Origin of the sequence: Ralstonia nicotianae, assembly GCF_018243235.1 — a bacterium.
GTDB classification, from domain to species: Bacteria; Pseudomonadota; Gammaproteobacteria; order Burkholderiales; family Burkholderiaceae; genus Ralstonia; species Ralstonia nicotianae.
The window spans coordinates 455,795-473,273 of record NZ_CP046674.1; the positions used below are offsets into that span (position 1 = coordinate 455,795).

At 66.9% G+C, this 17,479-nt stretch carries 15 protein-coding genes; 14 read left to right on the top strand and 1 reads right to left on the bottom strand.

All coding sequences use genetic code 11. The annotated features are described in order from the left end of the window. Window positions 1–5: 5 nt before the first annotated feature. Window positions 6–680 (bottom strand): OmpW/AlkL family protein, encoded by a 675-nt coding sequence (locus GO999_RS02080; RefSeq protein WP_011002872.1) that lies wholly within the window; start codon window positions 678–680, stop codon window positions 6–8. Window positions 681–946: 266 nt separating this feature from the next. Between GO999_RS02080 and GO999_RS02085 the strand changes: the two genes are divergently transcribed. The 14 genes from GO999_RS02085 (at window position 947) to murA (ending at window position 17,463) form a co-directional block, all read left to right on the top strand. Next, window positions 947–1,672, top strand: coding sequence for a transposase (locus GO999_RS02085; RefSeq protein WP_019718892.1), 726 nt, complete (start codon window positions 947–949; stop codon window positions 1,670–1,672). Between the two features lie 251 nt (window positions 1,673–1,923). Beyond that, a complete protein-coding gene (locus GO999_RS02090; RefSeq protein ID WP_016725138.1) occupies window positions 1,924–6,672 on the top strand; it encodes a glutamate synthase-related protein in 4,749 nt (1,582 codons plus the stop codon). A gap of 128 nt (window positions 6,673–6,800) precedes the next feature. After that, entirely contained in the window at window positions 6,801–8,264 is a 1,464-nt protein-coding gene (gene gltD, locus GO999_RS02095) for a glutamate synthase subunit beta (RefSeq protein WP_011002869.1), read from the top strand. A gap of 155 nt (window positions 8,265–8,419) precedes the next feature. Further along, entirely contained in the window at window positions 8,420–9,454 is a 1,035-nt protein-coding gene (locus GO999_RS02100) for a Bug family tripartite tricarboxylate transporter substrate binding protein (RefSeq protein WP_019718890.1), read from the top strand. A 236-nt stretch (window positions 9,455–9,690) separates the two neighbouring features. After that, on the top strand, window positions 9,691–10,530 hold the full coding sequence (locus tag GO999_RS02105) for an ABC transporter ATP-binding protein (protein ID WP_011002867.1): 840 nt from the start codon (window positions 9,691–9,693) through the stop codon (window positions 10,528–10,530). Further along, window positions 10,527–11,294: a lipid asymmetry maintenance ABC transporter permease subunit MlaE gene (gene mlaE / locus GO999_RS02110; RefSeq protein WP_011002866.1), complete on the top strand. Its 768-nt coding sequence runs from the start codon at window positions 10,527–10,529 to the stop codon at window positions 11,292–11,294. The genes GO999_RS02105 and mlaE overlap by 4 nt, the downstream gene beginning before the upstream one ends. Window positions 11,295–11,322: 28 nt before the next feature. Next, window positions 11,323–11,844 carry an outer membrane lipid asymmetry maintenance protein MlaD gene (gene mlaD, locus GO999_RS02115; RefSeq protein ID WP_011002865.1) on the top strand — a complete coding sequence of 174 codons (522 nt, stop codon included), beginning with the start codon at window positions 11,323–11,325 and terminating at the stop codon, window positions 11,842–11,844. A 3-nt stretch (window positions 11,845–11,847) separates the two neighbouring features. Then, a complete protein-coding gene (locus GO999_RS02120; RefSeq protein WP_011002864.1) occupies window positions 11,848–12,657 on the top strand; it encodes an MlaA family lipoprotein in 810 nt (269 codons plus the stop codon). 154 nt (window positions 12,658–12,811) lie between these two features. Next, on the top strand, window positions 12,812–13,447 hold the full coding sequence (locus GO999_RS02125) for an MlaC/ttg2D family ABC transporter substrate-binding protein (protein ID WP_019718889.1): 636 nt from the start codon (window positions 12,812–12,814) through the stop codon (window positions 13,445–13,447). A gap of 66 nt (window positions 13,448–13,513) precedes the next feature. Beyond that, window positions 13,514–13,828 (top strand): STAS domain-containing protein, encoded by a 315-nt coding sequence (locus GO999_RS02130; RefSeq protein ID WP_016726109.1) that lies wholly within the window; start codon window positions 13,514–13,516, stop codon window positions 13,826–13,828. 234 nt (window positions 13,829–14,062) lie between these two features. Further along, window positions 14,063–15,028 carry an ABC transporter ATP-binding protein gene (locus GO999_RS02135; protein WP_019718888.1) on the top strand — a complete coding sequence of 322 codons (966 nt, stop codon included), beginning with the start codon at window positions 14,063–14,065 and terminating at the stop codon, window positions 15,026–15,028. Further along, a complete protein-coding gene (locus GO999_RS02140; RefSeq protein ID WP_011002860.1) occupies window positions 15,025–15,813 on the top strand; it encodes an ABC transporter permease in 789 nt (262 codons plus the stop codon). The genes GO999_RS02135 and GO999_RS02140 overlap by 4 nt, the downstream gene beginning before the upstream one ends. 56 nt (window positions 15,814–15,869) lie before the next feature. Continuing rightward, window positions 15,870–16,106 (top strand): BolA family protein, encoded by a 237-nt coding sequence (locus GO999_RS02145; RefSeq protein WP_118871992.1) that lies wholly within the window; start codon window positions 15,870–15,872, stop codon window positions 16,104–16,106. A 91-nt stretch (window positions 16,107–16,197) separates the two neighbouring features. Then, window positions 16,198–17,463, top strand: coding sequence for a UDP-N-acetylglucosamine 1-carboxyvinyltransferase (murA, locus tag GO999_RS02150; RefSeq protein ID WP_043897943.1), 1,266 nt, complete (start codon window positions 16,198–16,200; stop codon window positions 17,461–17,463). Window positions 17,464–17,479 lie beyond the last annotated feature (16 nt).

Genomic DNA, 17,479 nt, shown 5'->3' on the forward strand with positions numbered 1-17,479 from the left:
CTCCTTCAGAAGCGGTAGCCCAGGCCCACGCCGACCAGCCACGGATCGATCCTCACCTTGCTGACGGTCTGGCCACCCAGTTTCACGTCGGCGCTGATCCAGGTCTTCTTGATGTCGACGTTGAGGTAGACGCGGTCCGTCAGGCGGTAATCGAAACCGGCCTGCAGCGCGGGGCCGAAACTGTTTCGGCTCAGGTCGAGCGGCCCGACGCCCGGCACCTGCAGGTCTACGCTGGAGATGCGCGTGTAGTTGAGGCCTGCGCCGAGATAGGGCTTGAAGCGCGATTCCGGCCGGAAGTGATATTGCAGCGTCAGGATCGGCGGCAGGTGGCGGAAGCTGCCGATCTTGGTCGGCCCACCCAGCGCACTTTGCATGACCGTTACGTCTTGCTGCTGCGGGTAGGTCAGGATCAGTTCGGCGGCCAGGTTGGGCGTGAAGAAATACGAGATATCCAGTTCGGGGAACGCCTTGTTGTTGATATGGATGGCGTCATCGGGCACCGCCAGCGCGGGAATCGCGTCGGACTTGTTGGCCGCCGTCAGGTTGACCGCGCGCAGGCGGACCATCCAGTTGCCGCTGACCAGGGGCAGGTCGCCGCCCTCGGCATGCGCGATCGGGCAAAAGGCCGCTGCGATGAGGCTGGCTGCGGCGGCAACGACGGCTGGACGGACAACTGCCATGAACGCTCCCTCAATGTGGTCTCGTTGATGTGATGGGCGCCAGTCTTGCGCGGATGGGCGGTTCCGCATTTGCGCCGGATCAAGATGACGGCCGGGATGCCGCGCAGGCAGGACCGTATTTGACCGGGAGCAAATATCCGTAGCGAACCGCAGGTTTTCGTTGCACTGCAGCGACAGGTTTTCCGCAACCGTTTGCGGCTGGAAAATTGGGGACAGATTTGGGGGCTTCGCGTTACGATGTCGCTTTGCCTGCCCGTTTTGTTGTCATGGCCCGCCTGCCTCGCCTCAGTCCCATCGATTCCCCGGTTCACGTGTTGCAGCGCGGCAACAATCGGCAGGCGGTGTTCCGCGCCGATGAGGACTACGCTTTCTACCTCGATACGTTGCGCATGGCGGCGCGCGAGCACGATTTCGCCATCCACGCCTTTGCGCTGATGCCGAACCACGTGCACCTGGTCGGCACGCCCAAGGTGGCGGACAGCCTGTCGCGCACGCTGCAGGCCGTCGGCCGGCGCTACACGCGCTACTTCAACGCCGCGGCGGGCCGCAGCGGCACGCTGTGGGAAGGGCGCTTCCGGTCGACGGTGCTGGACCCCGCCGAATGGGTGCTGCCGATGATCCTGTACGTGGAGGGCAACGCCGTGCGCGGGGGCCTCGCCGTCACGCCGGAGGAGGATCGCTGGAGCACCTATCGCCATCACGTCGGCATTCAGTCGATTCCGTGGGTGAGCGATCACTACTGCTACTGGCGGCTCGGCAATACGCCATTCGAGCGCCAGTCCCGCTACCGGACCCTCTGGCACGAGGGGCTCGGCTCCGACCAGCTCGCCCGCATCAGGCAGCACGTGCACAGCGGCTGGCCGCTCGGTAGCGAGGCATTCCTGGCGACGCTGGCGCGGACGGGCGGGCGGCGCGTGGCACCGTTGCCGAAGGGCCGGCCGCCACGCGGTCCCGCAGAAGTGGGGACGGAAACGCAGGCCGAAGCAGGCTGATCGGGGGGCTTCGGGAGAGGCATGTTGGCGGCGCATTTCGCGCGAATTTAATCTGTCCCCAATAAAAAGACCGCTTTCGAGGCGCGTCATTAATAATTTATTCCGACCCCATTTAAAAACTTTTGCCTGCTTCGGGTCGCTCTTTTATAGTCGACCTCACCCCGCATTCATGGTGCGGCGCGCCATGCCCCGTCGCAGCCACTGCGAGGGCCTTCTGCGGTGCGTCGTGCCGACAACATCGGAAGATCGCCGTGGAACAACATTCCTTCCCCGCTGCGCCGCAGAGCGCTGAATCGACGACCCACCAGGGCGTGCCGGCGCCCCAGGGGCTGTATGACCCGAGCAACGAGCACGATGCGTGCGGCGTCGGCTTCGTGGCGCACATCAAGGGCAAGAAGAGCCACGATATCGTTCAGCAGGGCCTGCGCATCCTGCACAACCTCGACCACCGGGGCGCTGTCGGCGCCGATCCGCTGATGGGCGACGGCGCGGGCATCCTGCTGCAGATTCCCGACCAGTACTACCGCGAGGAAATGGCGCGCCAGGGCGTGCACCTGCCGCCGGCCGGCGAATACGGCGTCGGCATGATCTTCCTGCCGAAGGAACACGCTTCGCGCCTGGCCTGTGAGCAGGAGCTCGAGCGCACCGTGCGCCTGGAGGGCCAGGTCGTGCTGGGCTGGCGTGATGTGCCGGTCGACAAGACCATGCCGATGTCGCCCACGGTGCAGAAGACCGAGCCGGTGATCCGCCAGATCTTCATCGGGCGCGGCCGCGACATCATGACCACCGATGCGCTGGAGCGGAAGCTGTACGTGATCCGCAAGACTGCCAGCCACGCCATCCAGGCGCTCAAGCTCAAGCACGGCAAGGAATACTTCGTGCCGTCGATGTCGGCGCGCACGATCGTCTACAAGGGTCTGCTGCTGTGCGAGCAGGTCGGCCGCTACTACCAGGACCTGGCCGATCCGCGCACGGTGTCTGCGCTGGCGCTGGTGCACCAGCGCTTCTCGACCAACACCTTCCCGGCATGGGAGCTGGCGCACCCGTACCGCATGGTCGCGCACAACGGTGAGATCAACACCGTCAAGGGCAACGTCAACTGGATCAACGCGCGCACGGGCGGCATCTCGTCGCCGGTGCTGGGCGAGGACCTGCCCAAGCTGTGGCCGCTGATCTACCCGGGCCAGTCGGATACGGCATCGTTCGACAATTGCCTCGAACTGCTGACGATGGCCGGCTACCCGCTCGCCCAGGCGATGATGATGATGATTCCGGAAGCGTGGGAACAGCACGCGCTGATGGATGACAACCGCCGCGCCTTCTACGAATACCACGCTGCCATGATGGAGCCGTGGGACGGCCCCGCCGCGATCTGCTTCACCGACGGCCGCCAGATCGGCGCGACGCTCGACCGCAACGGCCTGCGTCCGGCGCGCTACTACGTCACCGACGATGACATGGTCGTGATGGCCTCGGAAGCCGGCGTGCTGCCGATTCCCGAGTCGCGCATCGTCAAGAAGTGGCGCCTGCAGCCGGGCAAGATGTTCCTGATCGACATGGAGCAGGGCCGCATCATCGACGACAAGGAGCTCAAGGACAACCTGGCCAACGCCAAGCCGTATAAGAGCTGGATCGACGCCGTGCGTATCAAGCTCGACGAGCTGGAAGCCAAGGCCGAGGACGTGGCCGCCGAGACCAAGCCGGCCGCCAAGCTGCTGGACCGCCAGCAGGCTTTCGGCTACACGCAGGAAGACGTCAAGTTCCTGATGGCGCCGATGGCTGTCAACGGCGAGGAGGCGACGGGCTCGATGGGCAACGACAGCCCGCTGGCCGTGCTGTCGTCGAAGAACAAGACGCTGTATCACTACTTCAAGCAGCTGTTCGCGCAGGTCACCAACCCGCCGATCGATCCGATCCGCGAGAACATGGTGATGTCGCTGGTGTCCTTCATCGGGCCGAAGCCGAACCTGCTCGAGCTCAACAACATCAACCCGCCGATGCGCCTCGAAGTAAGCCAGCCCGTGCTGGACTTCAAGGACATGGCGAAGATCCGCCACATCGAGCACTACACCGGCGGCAAGTTCATGGCCTACGAGCTGAACATTTGCTATCCGGTGGCGTGGGGCAAGGAAGGCATCGAGGCGCGCCTGGCCTCGCTGTGCGCCGAGGCGGTCGATGCGGTCCGATCGGGCTACAACATCCTGATCGTGTCGGACCGCGCCGTGGACGAAAAGCAGGCGGCCATTCCGGCGCTGCTGGCAACGTCGGCCATCCACCATCACCTGGTGGAGAAGGGCCTGCGCACCAGCACCGGTCTGGTGGTGGAAACGGGCTCGGCCCGCGAAGTGCACCATTTCGCCCTGCTGGCCGGCTACGGCGCCGAAGCCGTGCACCCGTACCTGGCGATGGAAACGCTGGCCGAGATGGCATCGGGCCTGGGCGTGTCGGTCGAGAAGGCGGTGTACAACTTCACCAAGGCGATCGGCAAGGGCCTGCAGAAGGTGATGTCCAAGATGGGCATCTCGACCTATATGTCGTACACCGGCGCACAGATCTTCGAGGCGATCGGCCTGTCGCGCGAACTGGTGGACAAGTACTTCCACGGCACGGCGTCGAACGTGGGCGGCATCGGCATCTTCGAGGTGGCCGAGGAAGCCCTGCGCCTGCACCGCGACGCGTTCGGCGATGCGCCGGTGCTGGCCAGCATGCTGGAAGCCGGCGGCGAATACGCCTTCCGCATCCGCGGCGAAGAGCACATGTGGACGCCGGATTCGATCGCCAAGCTGCAGCACGCCACGCGCGCCAATTCGTACCAGACGTACAAGGAATACGCCAACCTGATCAACGACCAGAGCAAGCGCCACATGACGCTGCGCGGCCTGTTCGAGTTCAGGGTGGAGCCGGCGCGCGCCATCGCACTCGACGAAGTGGAGCCTGCCAAGGAGATCGTCAAGCGCTTCGCCACCGGCGCGATGTCGCTCGGCTCGATCTCGACCGAGGCGCACACCACGCTGGCCGTGGCGATGAACCGCATCGGCGGCAAGTCGAACACCGGCGAAGGCGGCGAGGACGAGCGCCGCTACCGCAACGAGCTGCGCGGCATTCCCATCAAGCAGGGCACCAAGGTGTCGGACGTGATCGGTCGTGACGTGATCGAACGCGACCTGGAACTGCAGGAAGGCGATTCACTGCGCTCGAAGATCAAGCAGGTGGCGTCGGGCCGCTTTGGCGTGACGGCCCAATACCTGGTGTCGGCCGACCAGATCCAGATCAAGATGGCACAGGGCGCCAAGCCCGGCGAGGGCGGCCAGCTGCCCGGCCACAAGGTGACGGACTACATCGGCAAGCTGCGCTACTCGGTGCCGGGCGTGGGCCTGATCTCGCCGCCGCCGCACCACGACATCTACTCGATCGAAGACCTGGCGCAGTTGATCCATGACCTGAAGAACGTCAACCCGCGTTCGGACGTGTCGGTCAAGCTGGTGTCGGAAGTGGGCGTGGGCACGGTGGCCGCGGGCGTGGCCAAGGCCAAGGCCGACCACGTGGTGATCGCTGGCCATGACGGCGGCACCGGTGCGTCGCCGTGGTCGTCGATCAAGCACGCCGGCACGCCGTGGGAGCTGGGCCTGGCCGAGACGCAGCAGACGCTGATGCTCAACGGCCTGCGCAACCGCATCCGCGTGCAGGCCGACGGCCAGATGAAGACCGGCCGCGACGTCGTGATCGGCGCACTGCTGGGCGCGGATGAGTTCGGCTTCGCCACCGCGCCGCTGGTGGTCGAGGGCTGCATCATGATGCGCAAGTGCCACCTGAACACCTGTCCGGTGGGTGTGGCGACGCAGGATCCGGTGCTGCGCAAGAAGTTCTCGGGCAAGCCCGAGCACGTGGTGAACTACTTCTTCTTCGTGGCCGAGGAAGTGCGCGAGATCATGGCGCAGCTGGGCATCCGCACCTTCAACGAGCTGATCGGCCGCGCCGACCTGCTCGACACCAAGGCCGGCATCGAGCACTGGAAGGCGCGCGGCCTGGACTTCGCGCGCATCTTCTACCAGCCGGCCAAGAAGGACGCCGAGCCGTGCTACCAGGTCGACGTGCAAGACCACGGCCTCGACCGCGCGCTGGATCACCAGCTCATCGAGAAGGCGAAGGCCGCACTGGAGAAGGGCGAGCGCGTGTCGTTCATCCAGCCGGTGCGCAACGTCAACCGCACGGTGGGCGCGATGCTCTCGGGCGAGGTGGCCAAGCGCTACGGCCATGAGGGGCTGCCGGACGACTCCATCCACATCCAGCTGCAAGGCACGGCCGGCCAGTCGTTCGGCGCGTTCCTGGCGCACGGCGTGACGCTGGACCTGGTGGGCGACGGCAACGACTACGTCGGCAAAGGCCTGTCGGGAGGCCGCGTGATCGTGCGCCCGCCGCACGAGTTCCGCGGCGAGCCGACCGCCAACATCATCGTCGGCAACACCGTGCTGTATGGCGCGCTGGCTGGCGAGGCCTTCTTCAACGGCGTGGCCGGCGAGCGCTTCGCGGTGCGCAATTCCGGCGCCACCGCGGTGGTGGAGGGGACCGGCGACCACGGCTGCGAATACATGACCGGCGGCACCGTCGTCGTGCTGGGCGCGACCGGGCGCAACTTCGCGGCGGGCATGTCGGGCGGCGTGGCCTACGTCTATGACGAGGACGGCCTGTTCGACAAGCGCTGCAACACCGCGATGGTGGCGCTGGAGTCCGTGCTGTCGGCGGCCGACCAGGAAAAGGCGCACACGCAGTCGACCTGGCACAAGGTGAACGGCGAGCGTGTGCTCGACGAGCAACTGCTCAAGGGGCTGGTGGAAAAGCACTTCCGCTACACCGGCTCGGAGCGCGCCAAGGAACTGCTGGCCGATTGGAACAACGCGCGCCGCCGCTTCGTCAAGGTCTTCCCGACCGAGTACAAGCGCGCGCTGACCGAAATGTACGAGCGCGAACAGGCAAGCGCACGCGAGCAGATCGCGGCCTGACCGTTCCCAGCGACCAGGCGGGCGGCCCGCGTGCTGCCCGCCACCCCTGAATAACGCAACCTCACAAGACAGGCGCGACCGCCCGGCAGGATTGCCGTGCCGGCCGGCATCGCGCCAGGAAGGACACCATGGGCAAGGCGACCGGCTTTCTCGAATTTCCCCGCCAGAACGAGGCATACGAAGCGCCCGCAGCGCGCGTGAAGCATTACAAGGAGTTCGTGTTCGCGCTGGCGGACAGCGAAGCCAAGATCCAGGGCGCGCGCTGCATGGACTGCGGCATTCCGTTCTGCAACAACGGCTGCCCGGTCAACAACATCATCCCCGACTTCAACGACCTGGTGTACCGCCAGGACTGGAAGACGGCGATCGAGGTGCTGCACTCGACCAACAATTTCCCCGAGTTTACGGGCCGCATCTGTCCGGCGCCGTGCGAGGCGGCCTGCACGCTGGGCATCAATGAGGCGCCGGTCGGCATCAAGTCGATCGAGCACGCCATCATCGACAAGGCGTGGGCCGAGGGCTGGGTGCAGCCGCAGGTGCCCAGGCACAAGACCGGCAAGACCGTGGCCGTGGTCGGCTCGGGCCCGGCCGGCCTGGCGGCGGCGCAGCAGCTGGCACGCGCCGGCCACGACGTGACGGTGTTCGAGAAGAACGACCGCATCGGCGGCCTGCTGCGCTACGGCATTCCCGACTTCAAGCTGGAAAAGACGCAGATCGACCGCCGCATGCAGCAGATGGAAGCCGAGGGCGTGACCTTCCGCACTGGCGTGATGGTGGGCGACAAGACCGTCCCCGCCGGCATCTGCAACGACGCGCGCGAGACCCTCGCCGCACAGGACATCCTCAAGACCTTCGACGCCGTGGTGCTCACGGGCGGCTCGGAAGTCCCGCGCGACCTGCCGGTGCCGGGCCGCGACCTGGATGGCGTGCATTACGCGCTCGAATTCCTGATCCCGCAGAACAAGGAAGTGGCCGGCGACGCGCCCAACCCGATCCGCGCCGACGGCAAGCACGTCATCGTCATCGGCGGCGGCGATACGGGGTCGGACTGCGTGGGCACCTCCAACCGCCACGGCGCCGCCTCGGTCACGCAGTTCGAACTGCTGCCGCGTCCCCCCGAGGAAGAGAACAAGCCGCTGGTGTGGCCGTACTGGCCGATCAAGCTGCGCACCTCGTCGTCGCATGACGAGGGCTGCGAGCGCGACTGGTCGGTGGCCACCAAGGCGCTGATCGGCGAGAACGGCCGCGTGACGGGCCTCAAGGCTGTGCGCCTGGAGTGGAAGGACGGCAAGATGGCCGAGGTCGAAGGCAGCGAGTTCTTGCTCAAGGCCGACCTCGTGCTGCTGGCGATGGGCTTCACCCATCCGGTCGGCGGCGTGCTGGAAGCGTTCGGCGTGGCCAAGGATGCGCGCAGCAATGCCCGCGCCGCCACCGAGGGTGACAACGCCTACGCCACCAATGTGCCGAAGGTGTTCGCCGCCGGCGACGTGCGCCGCGGGCAGTCGCTGGTCGTGTGGGCCATCCGCGAAGGCCGGCAGGCCGCGCGTGCGGTGGACGCGTTCCTCATGGGCCATTCGGTGCTGCCGCGCTGACCACGTGGTTGATCGCCTGACCCGGGCCCGCTTCGGCGGGCCTTTTCTTTGGGCGCGGGCTGGCGCCTTCATGGTTTACATCCACATGGTTTACATGGGTGATGGACGGCCGGCGGGCTTTTTAGAATGGGGCAGCCCCCATTTCCCGCGCCCCGATGCGAGCCGACGTCCGCACCCCGCTGGCTGATCCGTACGACATGGCCCGCCCGGGGCGGCGCCGTGCGCTGGCCGTGCTGGGTGCGATGCCTGTGCTGCTGACGACGTGGCCGGCGCGGGGCGAGCTGCTGGGCTATCCGTCACACGCCATGCGTCTGGTGGTGCCGGCCGCCGAGGGTAGCGCCTTCGATGCGCTGGCCCGCGCGCTCGCGGCGCAACTGGCCGGGCAGCTCGGCATGGCGGCCAGCGTGGATGACCGTCCGGCGGCCAACGGCATGGCGGCCGGCGAGCTGGTGGCGCGCGCGCCGTCCGATGGACACACGTGGCTGCTGCAGCAGACCACCTTCGTCGCCCAGCCCGCGCTCGAACCCGCCCCGTACGATCCGCTGCGCGACTTCCAGCCGGTGGCCATGGTGGCCACGCTGCCGCTCTTCCTGGCCATCGACGCGCGCCTGCCCGTTGTCTCGATCGGCGAACTGGTCGCGCAGGCGCGGGTACAGTCGGCCTCGGTCAATTGCGGGTCCGAGGCGGTCGGCACCTGGTCGCATCTCGTGGCCGAGCAGTTCGTCCGGGACTACGCGATCCACGCGCCGCACGTGACCGTCAAGGGCGAAGGTGTCCTGATCCAGCAACTGCTGGCCGGGCGCATGACGGCCTGTTTCGCCACCTATCCCAGCCTGGCCGCCGGCGTGAGTGCGGGGCAGCTGCGGCTGCTGGGCGTGACGGGGTCGGCGCGCTCACCGTTCGCGCCCGCCGTGCCGACGCTGCGCGAGGCGGGCGTGGCAGGGTTCGACCGCAGCGCCTGGGTCGGCGTGTTCGCGCCGGCGCGCACGCCCCGGCCGCTGTCGCTGCGTGTCGCCGCCGAGCTCAAGCAGGTGCTGGTTTCGGGCGATGTGCGCGCCACCATGCTGGCCGGCGGCTACCAGCCGGAATGGGAGGCGGCCGAGTCCTTCGCCGCCGCCGTGCGGCGCGATGCCGTGCACTGGCAGTCGCTGATCCGCGAGGCCGATCTGCAGCTCGAAGAGCGCGGCTAGGCGGGTGGGGCACTGGCGCGCGCAACGCCGCATTTCTGTTTCGGCGACCCGCGATCCGGTGCGCCCGGACGCGGCCCCCACGCCACAGAATGCGTCGGTAAGCGGGGAGGTGACCGGCGGGCTACGCGGGTTTCCCCCTATAATGGCGGGCCGCACCCAGCCGGTGCGGCCAGACCCTAGAACGAGGCGCGGCACCGCCAAGGCGCCGCTCCGAGCCCTCAGCGCCGAAATCTATCGTGTCGTCCCAGTCCTCTACCGCCGTTGTCGAACTCGACCAGGTCGATTTCGCCTACCAGCCGGGCGCGCGACGCATCCTGTCCGGACTGTGCATGCGTGTGCCCAAGGGCAGCGTGGTTGCCGTCATGGGCGGCTCCGGCTGCGGCAAGACCACCGTGCTGCGCCTGATCGGCGGGCAGGTCGCCGCGGCTTCCGGCGCCGTGCGCGTGCACGGCGCGGACATCGGCGCGATGGACAAGCCCGCGCTCTACGCCGCGCGCCGGCAGATGGGCATGCTGTTCCAGTTCGGCGCGCTGTTCTCCGACATGTCGGTGTTCGACAACGTGGCCTTTCCGCTGCGCGAGCACACCGAACTGCCTGATCTGCTGATCCGCGACCTGGTGCTGATGAAGCTCAACGCCGTCGGCCTGCGCGGCGCACGCGACCTGATGCCGTCGCAGATCTCGGGCGGCATGGCGCGCCGCGTGGCGCTGGCCCGCGCGATCGCGCTGGACCCGTCGCTGATCCTCTACGACGAACCGTTCGCCGGGCTGGACCCGATCTCGCTGGGCCTGACGGCCTCGCTGATCCGCAGCCTGAACGACGCTCTGGGCGCGACCAGCATCATCGTCTCCCACGATGTGCAGGAGACCTTCCAGATCGCCGATTACGTCTACTTCGTCGCCAACGGCGGCATCGCCGCCGAGGGGACGCCGGCGGAGCTGTCGGCCTCGACCGATCCGTTCGTGCGCCAGTTCGTGCACGGCGAGCCCGACGGCCCCGTGCCGTTCCATTACCCGGGCGTGCCCCTGGCCGAAGACTTCGGCGTGGGTGGCCGGCGTGACGGGGAGGCGCAATGATTTCGTCGATCGGCTTCCTGGTTCGCATCCTGATCAGCCGCCTCGGCTACGCGACACGCATGCTGTTGGCGCTGATCGGCGCCGGCCGCGACGTGCTGCGCCGCCCGCGCCTGCTGGTCGAGCAGTTGCGCTTCATCGGCAACGACTCGTTCATCATCATCGCGGTATCGGGCCTGTTCGTCGGCTTCGTGCTGGGCCTGCAGGGCTACTACACGCTCAACCGCTACGGCTCGGAGCAGGCGCTGGGCCTGCTGGTGGCGCTGTCGCTGGTGCGCGAGCTGGGGCCGGTGGTGACGGCGCTGCTGTTCGCCGGCCGCGCCGGCACTTCGCTGACCGCCGAGATCGGCCTGATGAAGGCCAACGAAGAGCTGATCGCCATGGAAATGATGGCGGTCGATCCTCTTGCCCGCGTGCTGGCGCCGCGCTTCTGGGGCGGCTTCATCGCCATGCCGTTGCTGGCCGCCATCTTCAGCGCGGTGGGCATTCTGGGCGGATACTTCGTCGGCGTGGGCCTGATCGGCGTGGATGCCGGCGCATTCTGGTCGCAGATGCAGGCTGGCGTGGACGTGGTGAAAGACGTGCTCAACGGCGTCATCAAGAGCGTGGTGTTCGGCGTGGCGGTCACCTTCGTCGCGCTGTACCAGGGCTATGAGGCCAAGGCCACGCCCGAGGGCGTGTCGCGTGCGACCACCCGCACCGTGGTGATTGCGTCGCTGGCCGTGCTGGCGTTGGACTTCGTGCTGACCGCGCTGATGTTCAGCTGAAGCGGTCGGCATTCAGAGAGAAAAGATCATGCGTAAGAGCCTCCTCGATTTCTGGGTCGGACTGTTCGTGCTGGTGGGCCTCATCGCGCTGCTGTTCCTGGCGCTGAAGGCGGGCAACATGAGCGCGTTCTCGTTTGCCAAGACCTACCAGGTGCGCGCGGCGTTCGACAACATCGGCGGATTGAAGGTGCGCGCGCCGGTCAAGAGCGCGGGCGTGGTGGTGGGGCGCGTGTCGCAGATCCTGTTCGACGACAAGTCGTACCAGGCCACCGTCGTGCTCGACATGGACCAGCGCTACCAGTTTCCCAAGGATTCCTCGGCCAAGATCCTGACCTCGGGGCTGCTCGGCGAACAGTACGTCGGCCTGGAGCCGGGCGGCGATTCGGCCATGCTGGCCGGCGGCAGCAAGATCACGATGACGCAGTCGGCCGTGGTGCTGGAGAACCTGATCAGCCAGTTCCTTTATAGCAAGGCGGCGGACGCCGGCGCGGGCAATGCCGGCGGTGGTGCCGGCAAGCCGGCCGAGAGCAGTGGGAGTGGGAGTAAATAAATCATGAGAACAACAACATCGAATCGGACCCTGCGCGGCCTTGCGCTGGGCATGGCGGCAAGCGCCGTCCTGCTCGCGGGCTGCGCCACCGGGCCCAACGCCAATCCGGCCGACCCGATCGAGCCGTTCAACCGCGAAGTCTTCCGCATCAACGACGATCTCGACAAGGGCGTGCTCAAGCCCGTTGCACAGACGTATGTCGACGTGGTGCCGTCGCCGGCGCGCACGGCGGTGTCGAATTTCTTCTCCAACGCGGGTGACGTCTATTCGGCGGTCAACAACCTGCTGCAGCTGAAGGGTACGGCCGCGCTGGAAGACACCATGCGGGTGGCCATCAACACCGTCCTGGGCCTCGGCGGCCTGATCGACATCGCGTCGGACGCCGGCTTGCCGAAGCACAAGGAAGACTTCGGCCAGACCCTCGGCGTGTGGGGCGTGCCGGCCGGTGCATACATCGTCTGGCCGCTGCTGGGTCCGAGCACCGTGCGCGACACCGCGGGCTTCCTGGTCGACTGGCAGCTGGATCCGCTCACGTACTTCAACAACAGCGCGGTCACCTATTCGCTGGCGGCCCTGCGCGTGGTCGATGCGCGCGCGGGCCTGCTGGGTGTGGGCAATGTGCTGGAAGAGGCGGCGGTCGACAAGTACACCTTCATGCGCGATGCCTATCTGCAGCGCCGCCGCTACCTGATCTACGACGGCAACCTGCCCGAGGACACCGATGGCAAGAATCCTCCGGAGGGGGCCGAGCAGGGCGGGAGCGTGTCGCCGTACCATCGCTTCACCCCCAACTGGCCGGTGTTCCGTCGCTGACCAGTCACACGTAACAGCCACGCCTCAATGGTGACAAGGCGTAAAAGCGGCCGCTCCCCGTCGAACTTGGCCGGGAGCGCCCGGTTCTAACCGCCAGCAAGATCGCAGCGGCGATGCTGTTTGTGGACCAGAAATCACAATAGAAGGACGCGATATGTTCAAGAAACTCCTCCACTCCCTGTTTGCCGGCCTGACCTTCATGGCCGCCGTGGCTGCGGTGCCCGCACACGCGCAGGAGACCGATGCCCAGACCACCGTCAAGACGGCCGTGGACGACGTGCTCGCCACCATCAAGGGCGATTCGGATCTGCGCAGCGGCAACATGCAAAAGGTCTTCCAGCTGGTCGATCAGAAGATCGTGCCGCGCGCGGACTTCAAGCGCACCACGCAAATTGCGATGGGCCGCTTCTGGAGCCAGGCCACGCCGGAGCAGCAGCAGCAGATCCAGGACGGCTTCAAGACGCTGCTGGTCCGTACCTACGCGGGTGCGCTGGCGAACGTGCGTAACCAGACGGTGTCGTACAAGCCGTTCCGCGCTGCAGCGGACGACACCGACGTGGTGGTGCGCTCGACGGTCAACAACAACGGCGAGCCGGTGGCCCTGGACTACCGCATGGAAAAGTCCGCGAACGGCTGGAAGGTCTATGACATCAACATCAGCGGGCTGTGGCTGTCGGAAACCTACAAGAACCAGTTTGCCGAGGTCATCAGCAAGCGCGGCGGCGTGAGCGGTCTGGTGCAGTTCCTGGACGAGCGCAATGCCCAGCTGGCGAAGGGGCCGGCAAAGTAAGCCGATCTCCGGTAGAATCCACACAGCGGTCGATTGCGGCCGCTGTTTCTTTTTCTGCTCCCGCCCATGCTGACCCTGTCCGGCCCGCTGACTCACCGCGAAGCGCCGCGCGTTCTGCGCGAGGGCGAGGCGCAGCTCGGCCAGGCACGCCAGGTCGGTACCGCCGCTGTGCGGGTCGATTGCGCCGGCTTGTCGCAGGTCGACTCCTCCGCGCTGGCGGTGCTGCTGTCGTGGCAGCGCACGGCGCAGGCTGCCGGCATCGCGTTGGATATCGCCGCGGCCCCCGAGGCGCTGCGCAATCTCGCCACGCTGTATGGCGTCGACACCCTGCTGGCGGTTGCACCGGCCACCACGGCATCCCATCACCCGGCACGACATTGAGGCGGCGTCCGGTGCGGGGCGGTCTTCCCCACATCGCGATGCCGCGCTCCGGCCATGAGCCGCGCGCTCGTGGCAACCCCGGTCCGGCGCCGCAAGCCGTGCCGGCGGCCCCTGGTGCAGTTCCCCTATAATCCTGGGTTTGTCGCTCTGCCGCCGTCGCATGCGGCGTCCGGGCCTTGTCGATCGAAGTGATTCTTGCGCCCCCAAAGAGCAGAGCAGTTCATATAGCCGGCCATGAAAGCCATCGAAATCGCTGACGTCCGCAAGCGCTACAAGTCGTTGCAAGCGCTCAAGGGCGTGAGCCTGTCCGTTGAGCAGGGCGAGTTTTTCGGTCTGCTGGGCCCGAACGGCGCGGGCAAGACCACGCTGATCTCGATCCTCGCGGGTCTGAATCGCGCCGATTCCGGTCAGGTGCGCGTGCTCGGCCACGATGTGGTGTCCGACTACCGGATGGCGCGCCGCATGCTGGGCGTGGTGCCGCAGGAGCTGGTGTTCGATCCGTTCTTCTCTGTGCGCGAGACGCTGCGGCTGCAATCGGGCTACTTCGGCCTGACCCGGAACGACGACTGGATCGACGAGGTGATGGCCAACCTCGACCTGACCTCCAAGGCGGACGCCAACATGCGTGCCCTGTCCGGCGGCATGAAGCGCCGCGTGCTGGTGGCGCAGGCGCTGGTGCACCGCCCGCCGGTGATCGTGCTCGATGAGCCGACCGCCGGCGTGGACGTCGAACTGCGCCAGACGCTGTGGAAGTTCATCGCGCGCCTGAACCGCGAGGGCCACACCGTCGTGCTGACCACGCACTACCTGGAAGAGGCGGAATCGCTGTGCGACCGCATCGCCATGCTCAAGTTCGGCGAGGTGGTGGCGCTGGACCGCACCGCCAACCTGCTGTCGCAGTTCGCCGGGCTGCAGCTCGTGCTGAGCTTTTCCCGCGGAGCACTGCCGGCGTCGCTGGAAGGGCTGCGCATGCCGGGCAACCACGGTGAGCGCGGCGTGCGGCTGCGCCTGTCGGGCTACGGCGAAGTCGAGCAGATTCTTTCCACCTGTCGCCAGGCCGGCTGCGAGATCGACGACATGGAGATCGCCAAGGCCGACCTGGAAGACGTGTTCGTGCAGATCATGCGGCGCGAGGGCGGCATGCCCGCCGCGCCGGGCGTGCCGGCGATTCCCGATTCCGCGCTGGAGCCTGCCGCATGAGCGCCATTCCGCAGATCCGCCCGGGCCGCTGGACCGGCTTTCGCACGCTGCTGTACAAGGAAGTGCTGCGCTTCTGGAAGGTCAGCTTCCAGACCGTGGCCGCGCCGGTGTTGACCGCGCTGCTGTACCTGCTGATCTTCGGCCACGTGCTGGAAGACCACGTGCAGGTGTTCGGCCAGATCGGCTACACCGCGTTCCTGATCCCGGGCCTGGTGATGATGAGCGTGCTGCAGAACGCGTTCGCCAACAGCTCGTCGTCGCTGATCCAGTCGAAGATCACGGGCAACCTGGTGTTCATCATGTTGCCGCCGCTGTCGCACTGGGAGATGTTCGGCGCGTACGTGGTTGCCTCGGTGATCCGCGGGCTGGCGGTGGGCGCGGGCGTGCTCGTCGTGACGGCGTGGTTTGCCCACCTGCACTTCGCGCAGCCGCTGTGGATCATCGTCTTCGCCATCCTGGGCGCGGCCGTGCTCGGGACGCTGGGGCTGATCGCCGGCATCTGGGCCGAGAAGTTCGACCAGCTCGCGGCGTTCCAAAATTTCCTGATCGTGCCGGCCACTTTCCTGGCGGGCGTGTTCTATTCGATCCATTCGCTGCCCGCCTTCTGGCAGGTGGTGTCCCACGCCAACCCGTTCTTCTACATGATCGACGGCTTTCGCTACGGCTTCTTCGGGGTGTCCGACGTGCCGGTGGCGACCAGCCTCGGCGTGATGGTGGTCGCGCTGGTCGTGGTGGGGGGGATCGCCCTGCAGATGCTTCGCACGGGCTACAAGCTGCGCCATTGATGCGTCGATAACAAACCAAGACGCACCACCCTAACGTTTCTGGAGAAGGGAAGGCCATGTTGCCCACACCCGAACAAATCAAGCAGTACATCGAAGCCGGCCTGCCGTGCGAACACCTCGAAGTCGAGGGCGACGGCCAGCACTTCTTCGCCACCATCGTCAGCGTGCAGTTCGAAGGCAAGCGACTGATCCAGCGCCACCAGCTCGTCTACGCGGCGCTGGGCGACCGCATGCGCGCGGAGATCCATGCCCTGTCCATGAAGACCCTGACGCCGGCCGAGTGGAGACCCTGACATGGCCGAGCTCGATCCCACCCCGGCTGCCGCCGATACCGATTCCGACCCCGCGCTCGCCGAGCGCCCCGTACGACGTGATGTCTCGCTCATGGACAAACTGCTGATCGAAGGCAATGGCCCGCTGTCGGGCGAAATCCGCGTTTCCGGCGCCAAGAACGCCGCGCTGCCGATCATGTGCGCCGCGCTGCTGACGCCCGAGCCGCTCACGCTGCACAACGTGCCCAACCTGCAGGATGTGCGCACCATGCTCAAGCTGCTGCGCCAGATGGGCGTGGAGGGCACGCAGGACGGCCATGACGTCACGCTCGATGCCGCCGCCATCGATGCGCCGGAAGCGCCGTACGACCTGGTGAAGACCATGCGCGCGTCGATCCTTGTGCTGGGGCCGCTGCTGGCGCGCTTCGGCCACGCGCGCGTGTCGTTGCCGGGCGGCTGCGGCATCGGCGCGCGGCCGGTCGACCAGCACATCAAGGGCCTGCAGCAGATGGGCGCCGAGATCGTCATCGAGCACGGCTACATCGAAGCCAAGCTCGCCGACGGCGCCAAGCGGCTGCACGGCGCGCGCATCGTCACCGACATGGTGACCGTGACCGGCACCGAGAACCTGCTGATGGCCGCCGTGCTGGCCGACGGCGAGACCGTGCTGGAAAACGCCGCGCGCGAGCCGGAGGTGACCGACCTCGCCAACCTGCTGGTGAAGATGGGCGCGCGCATCGACGGCATCGGCACCGACCGCCTGGTGGTGCAGGGCGTCGAAGCGCTCAGGGGTGCCGAGCACACCGTCATCGCCGACCGCATCGAGGCCGGCACGTTCCTGTGCGCGGTGGCCGCGGCCGGCGGCGACGTGACGCTGCGCGGCGTGCCGCCGGGCATTCTCGACGCGGTGCTCGACAAGCTGCGCGAAGCCGGCGTGACGCTCACCATGGGCGACGACTGGATCCGCGTGCAGATGCACGGCCGCCCGAAGGCGGTCAGCTTCCGCACCTCGGAATACCCAGCCTTCCCGACCGACATGCAGGCGCAGTTCATGATGCTGAACTGCATCGCCGAAGGGGCTGCGCTGGTGACGGAGACGATCTTCGAGAACCGCTTCATGCACGTGCAGGAATTGAACCGCCTGGGCGCCAACATCATCACCGAAGGCAACACGGCGGCAGTCACGGGCGTGGAGCAGCTCTCGGGCGCGACCGTGATGGCGACCGACCTGCGCGCCTCGGCCAGCCTGGTGATCGCCGGCCTGGTGGCGCAGGGCGAAACGCTGGTCGACCGCATCTATCACCTCGATCGTGGCTACGACTGCATCGAGGACAAGCTGTCGGCGGTGGGCGCGAAGATCCGCCGCATCCAAGGTTAAGAGGGCATAAGGGCCG

Bases quoted from the DNA above. Each gene is read 5' to 3' on its own strand.
- mlaE (WP_011002866.1), top strand. From the start codon at position 10,527: ATGATTTCGTCGATCGGCTTCCTGGTTCGCATCCTGATCAGCCGCCTC.
- GO999_RS02120 (WP_011002864.1), top strand. From the start codon at position 11,848: ATGAGAACAACAACATCGAATCGGACCCTGCGCGGCCTTGCGCTGGGC.
- GO999_RS02130 (WP_016726109.1), top strand. From the start codon at position 13,514: ATGCTGACCCTGTCCGGCCCGCTGACTCACCGCGAAGCGCCGCGCGTT.
- mlaD (WP_011002865.1), top strand. From the start codon at position 11,323: ATGCGTAAGAGCCTCCTCGATTTCTGGGTCGGACTGTTCGTGCTGGTG.
- GO999_RS02100 (WP_019718890.1), top strand. From the start codon at position 8,420: ATGCGAGCCGACGTCCGCACCCCGCTGGCTGATCCGTACGACATGGCC.
- GO999_RS02125 (WP_019718889.1), top strand. From the start codon at position 12,812: ATGTTCAAGAAACTCCTCCACTCCCTGTTTGCCGGCCTGACCTTCATG.
- murA (WP_043897943.1), top strand. From the start codon at position 16,198: ATGGACAAACTGCTGATCGAAGGCAATGGCCCGCTGTCGGGCGAAATC.
- GO999_RS02080 (WP_011002872.1), bottom strand. From the start codon at position 680: ATGGCAGTTGTCCGTCCAGCCGTCGTTGCCGCCGCAGCCAGCCTCATC.
- GO999_RS02135 (WP_019718888.1), top strand. From the start codon at position 14,063: ATGAAAGCCATCGAAATCGCTGACGTCCGCAAGCGCTACAAGTCGTTG.
- GO999_RS02085 (WP_019718892.1), top strand. From the start codon at position 947: ATGGCCCGCCTGCCTCGCCTCAGTCCCATCGATTCCCCGGTTCACGTG.
- GO999_RS02140 (WP_011002860.1), top strand. From the start codon at position 15,025: ATGAGCGCCATTCCGCAGATCCGCCCGGGCCGCTGGACCGGCTTTCGC.
- gltD (WP_011002869.1), top strand. From the start codon at position 6,801: ATGGGCAAGGCGACCGGCTTTCTCGAATTTCCCCGCCAGAACGAGGCA.
- GO999_RS02145 (WP_118871992.1), top strand. From the start codon at position 15,870: ATGTTGCCCACACCCGAACAAATCAAGCAGTACATCGAAGCCGGCCTG.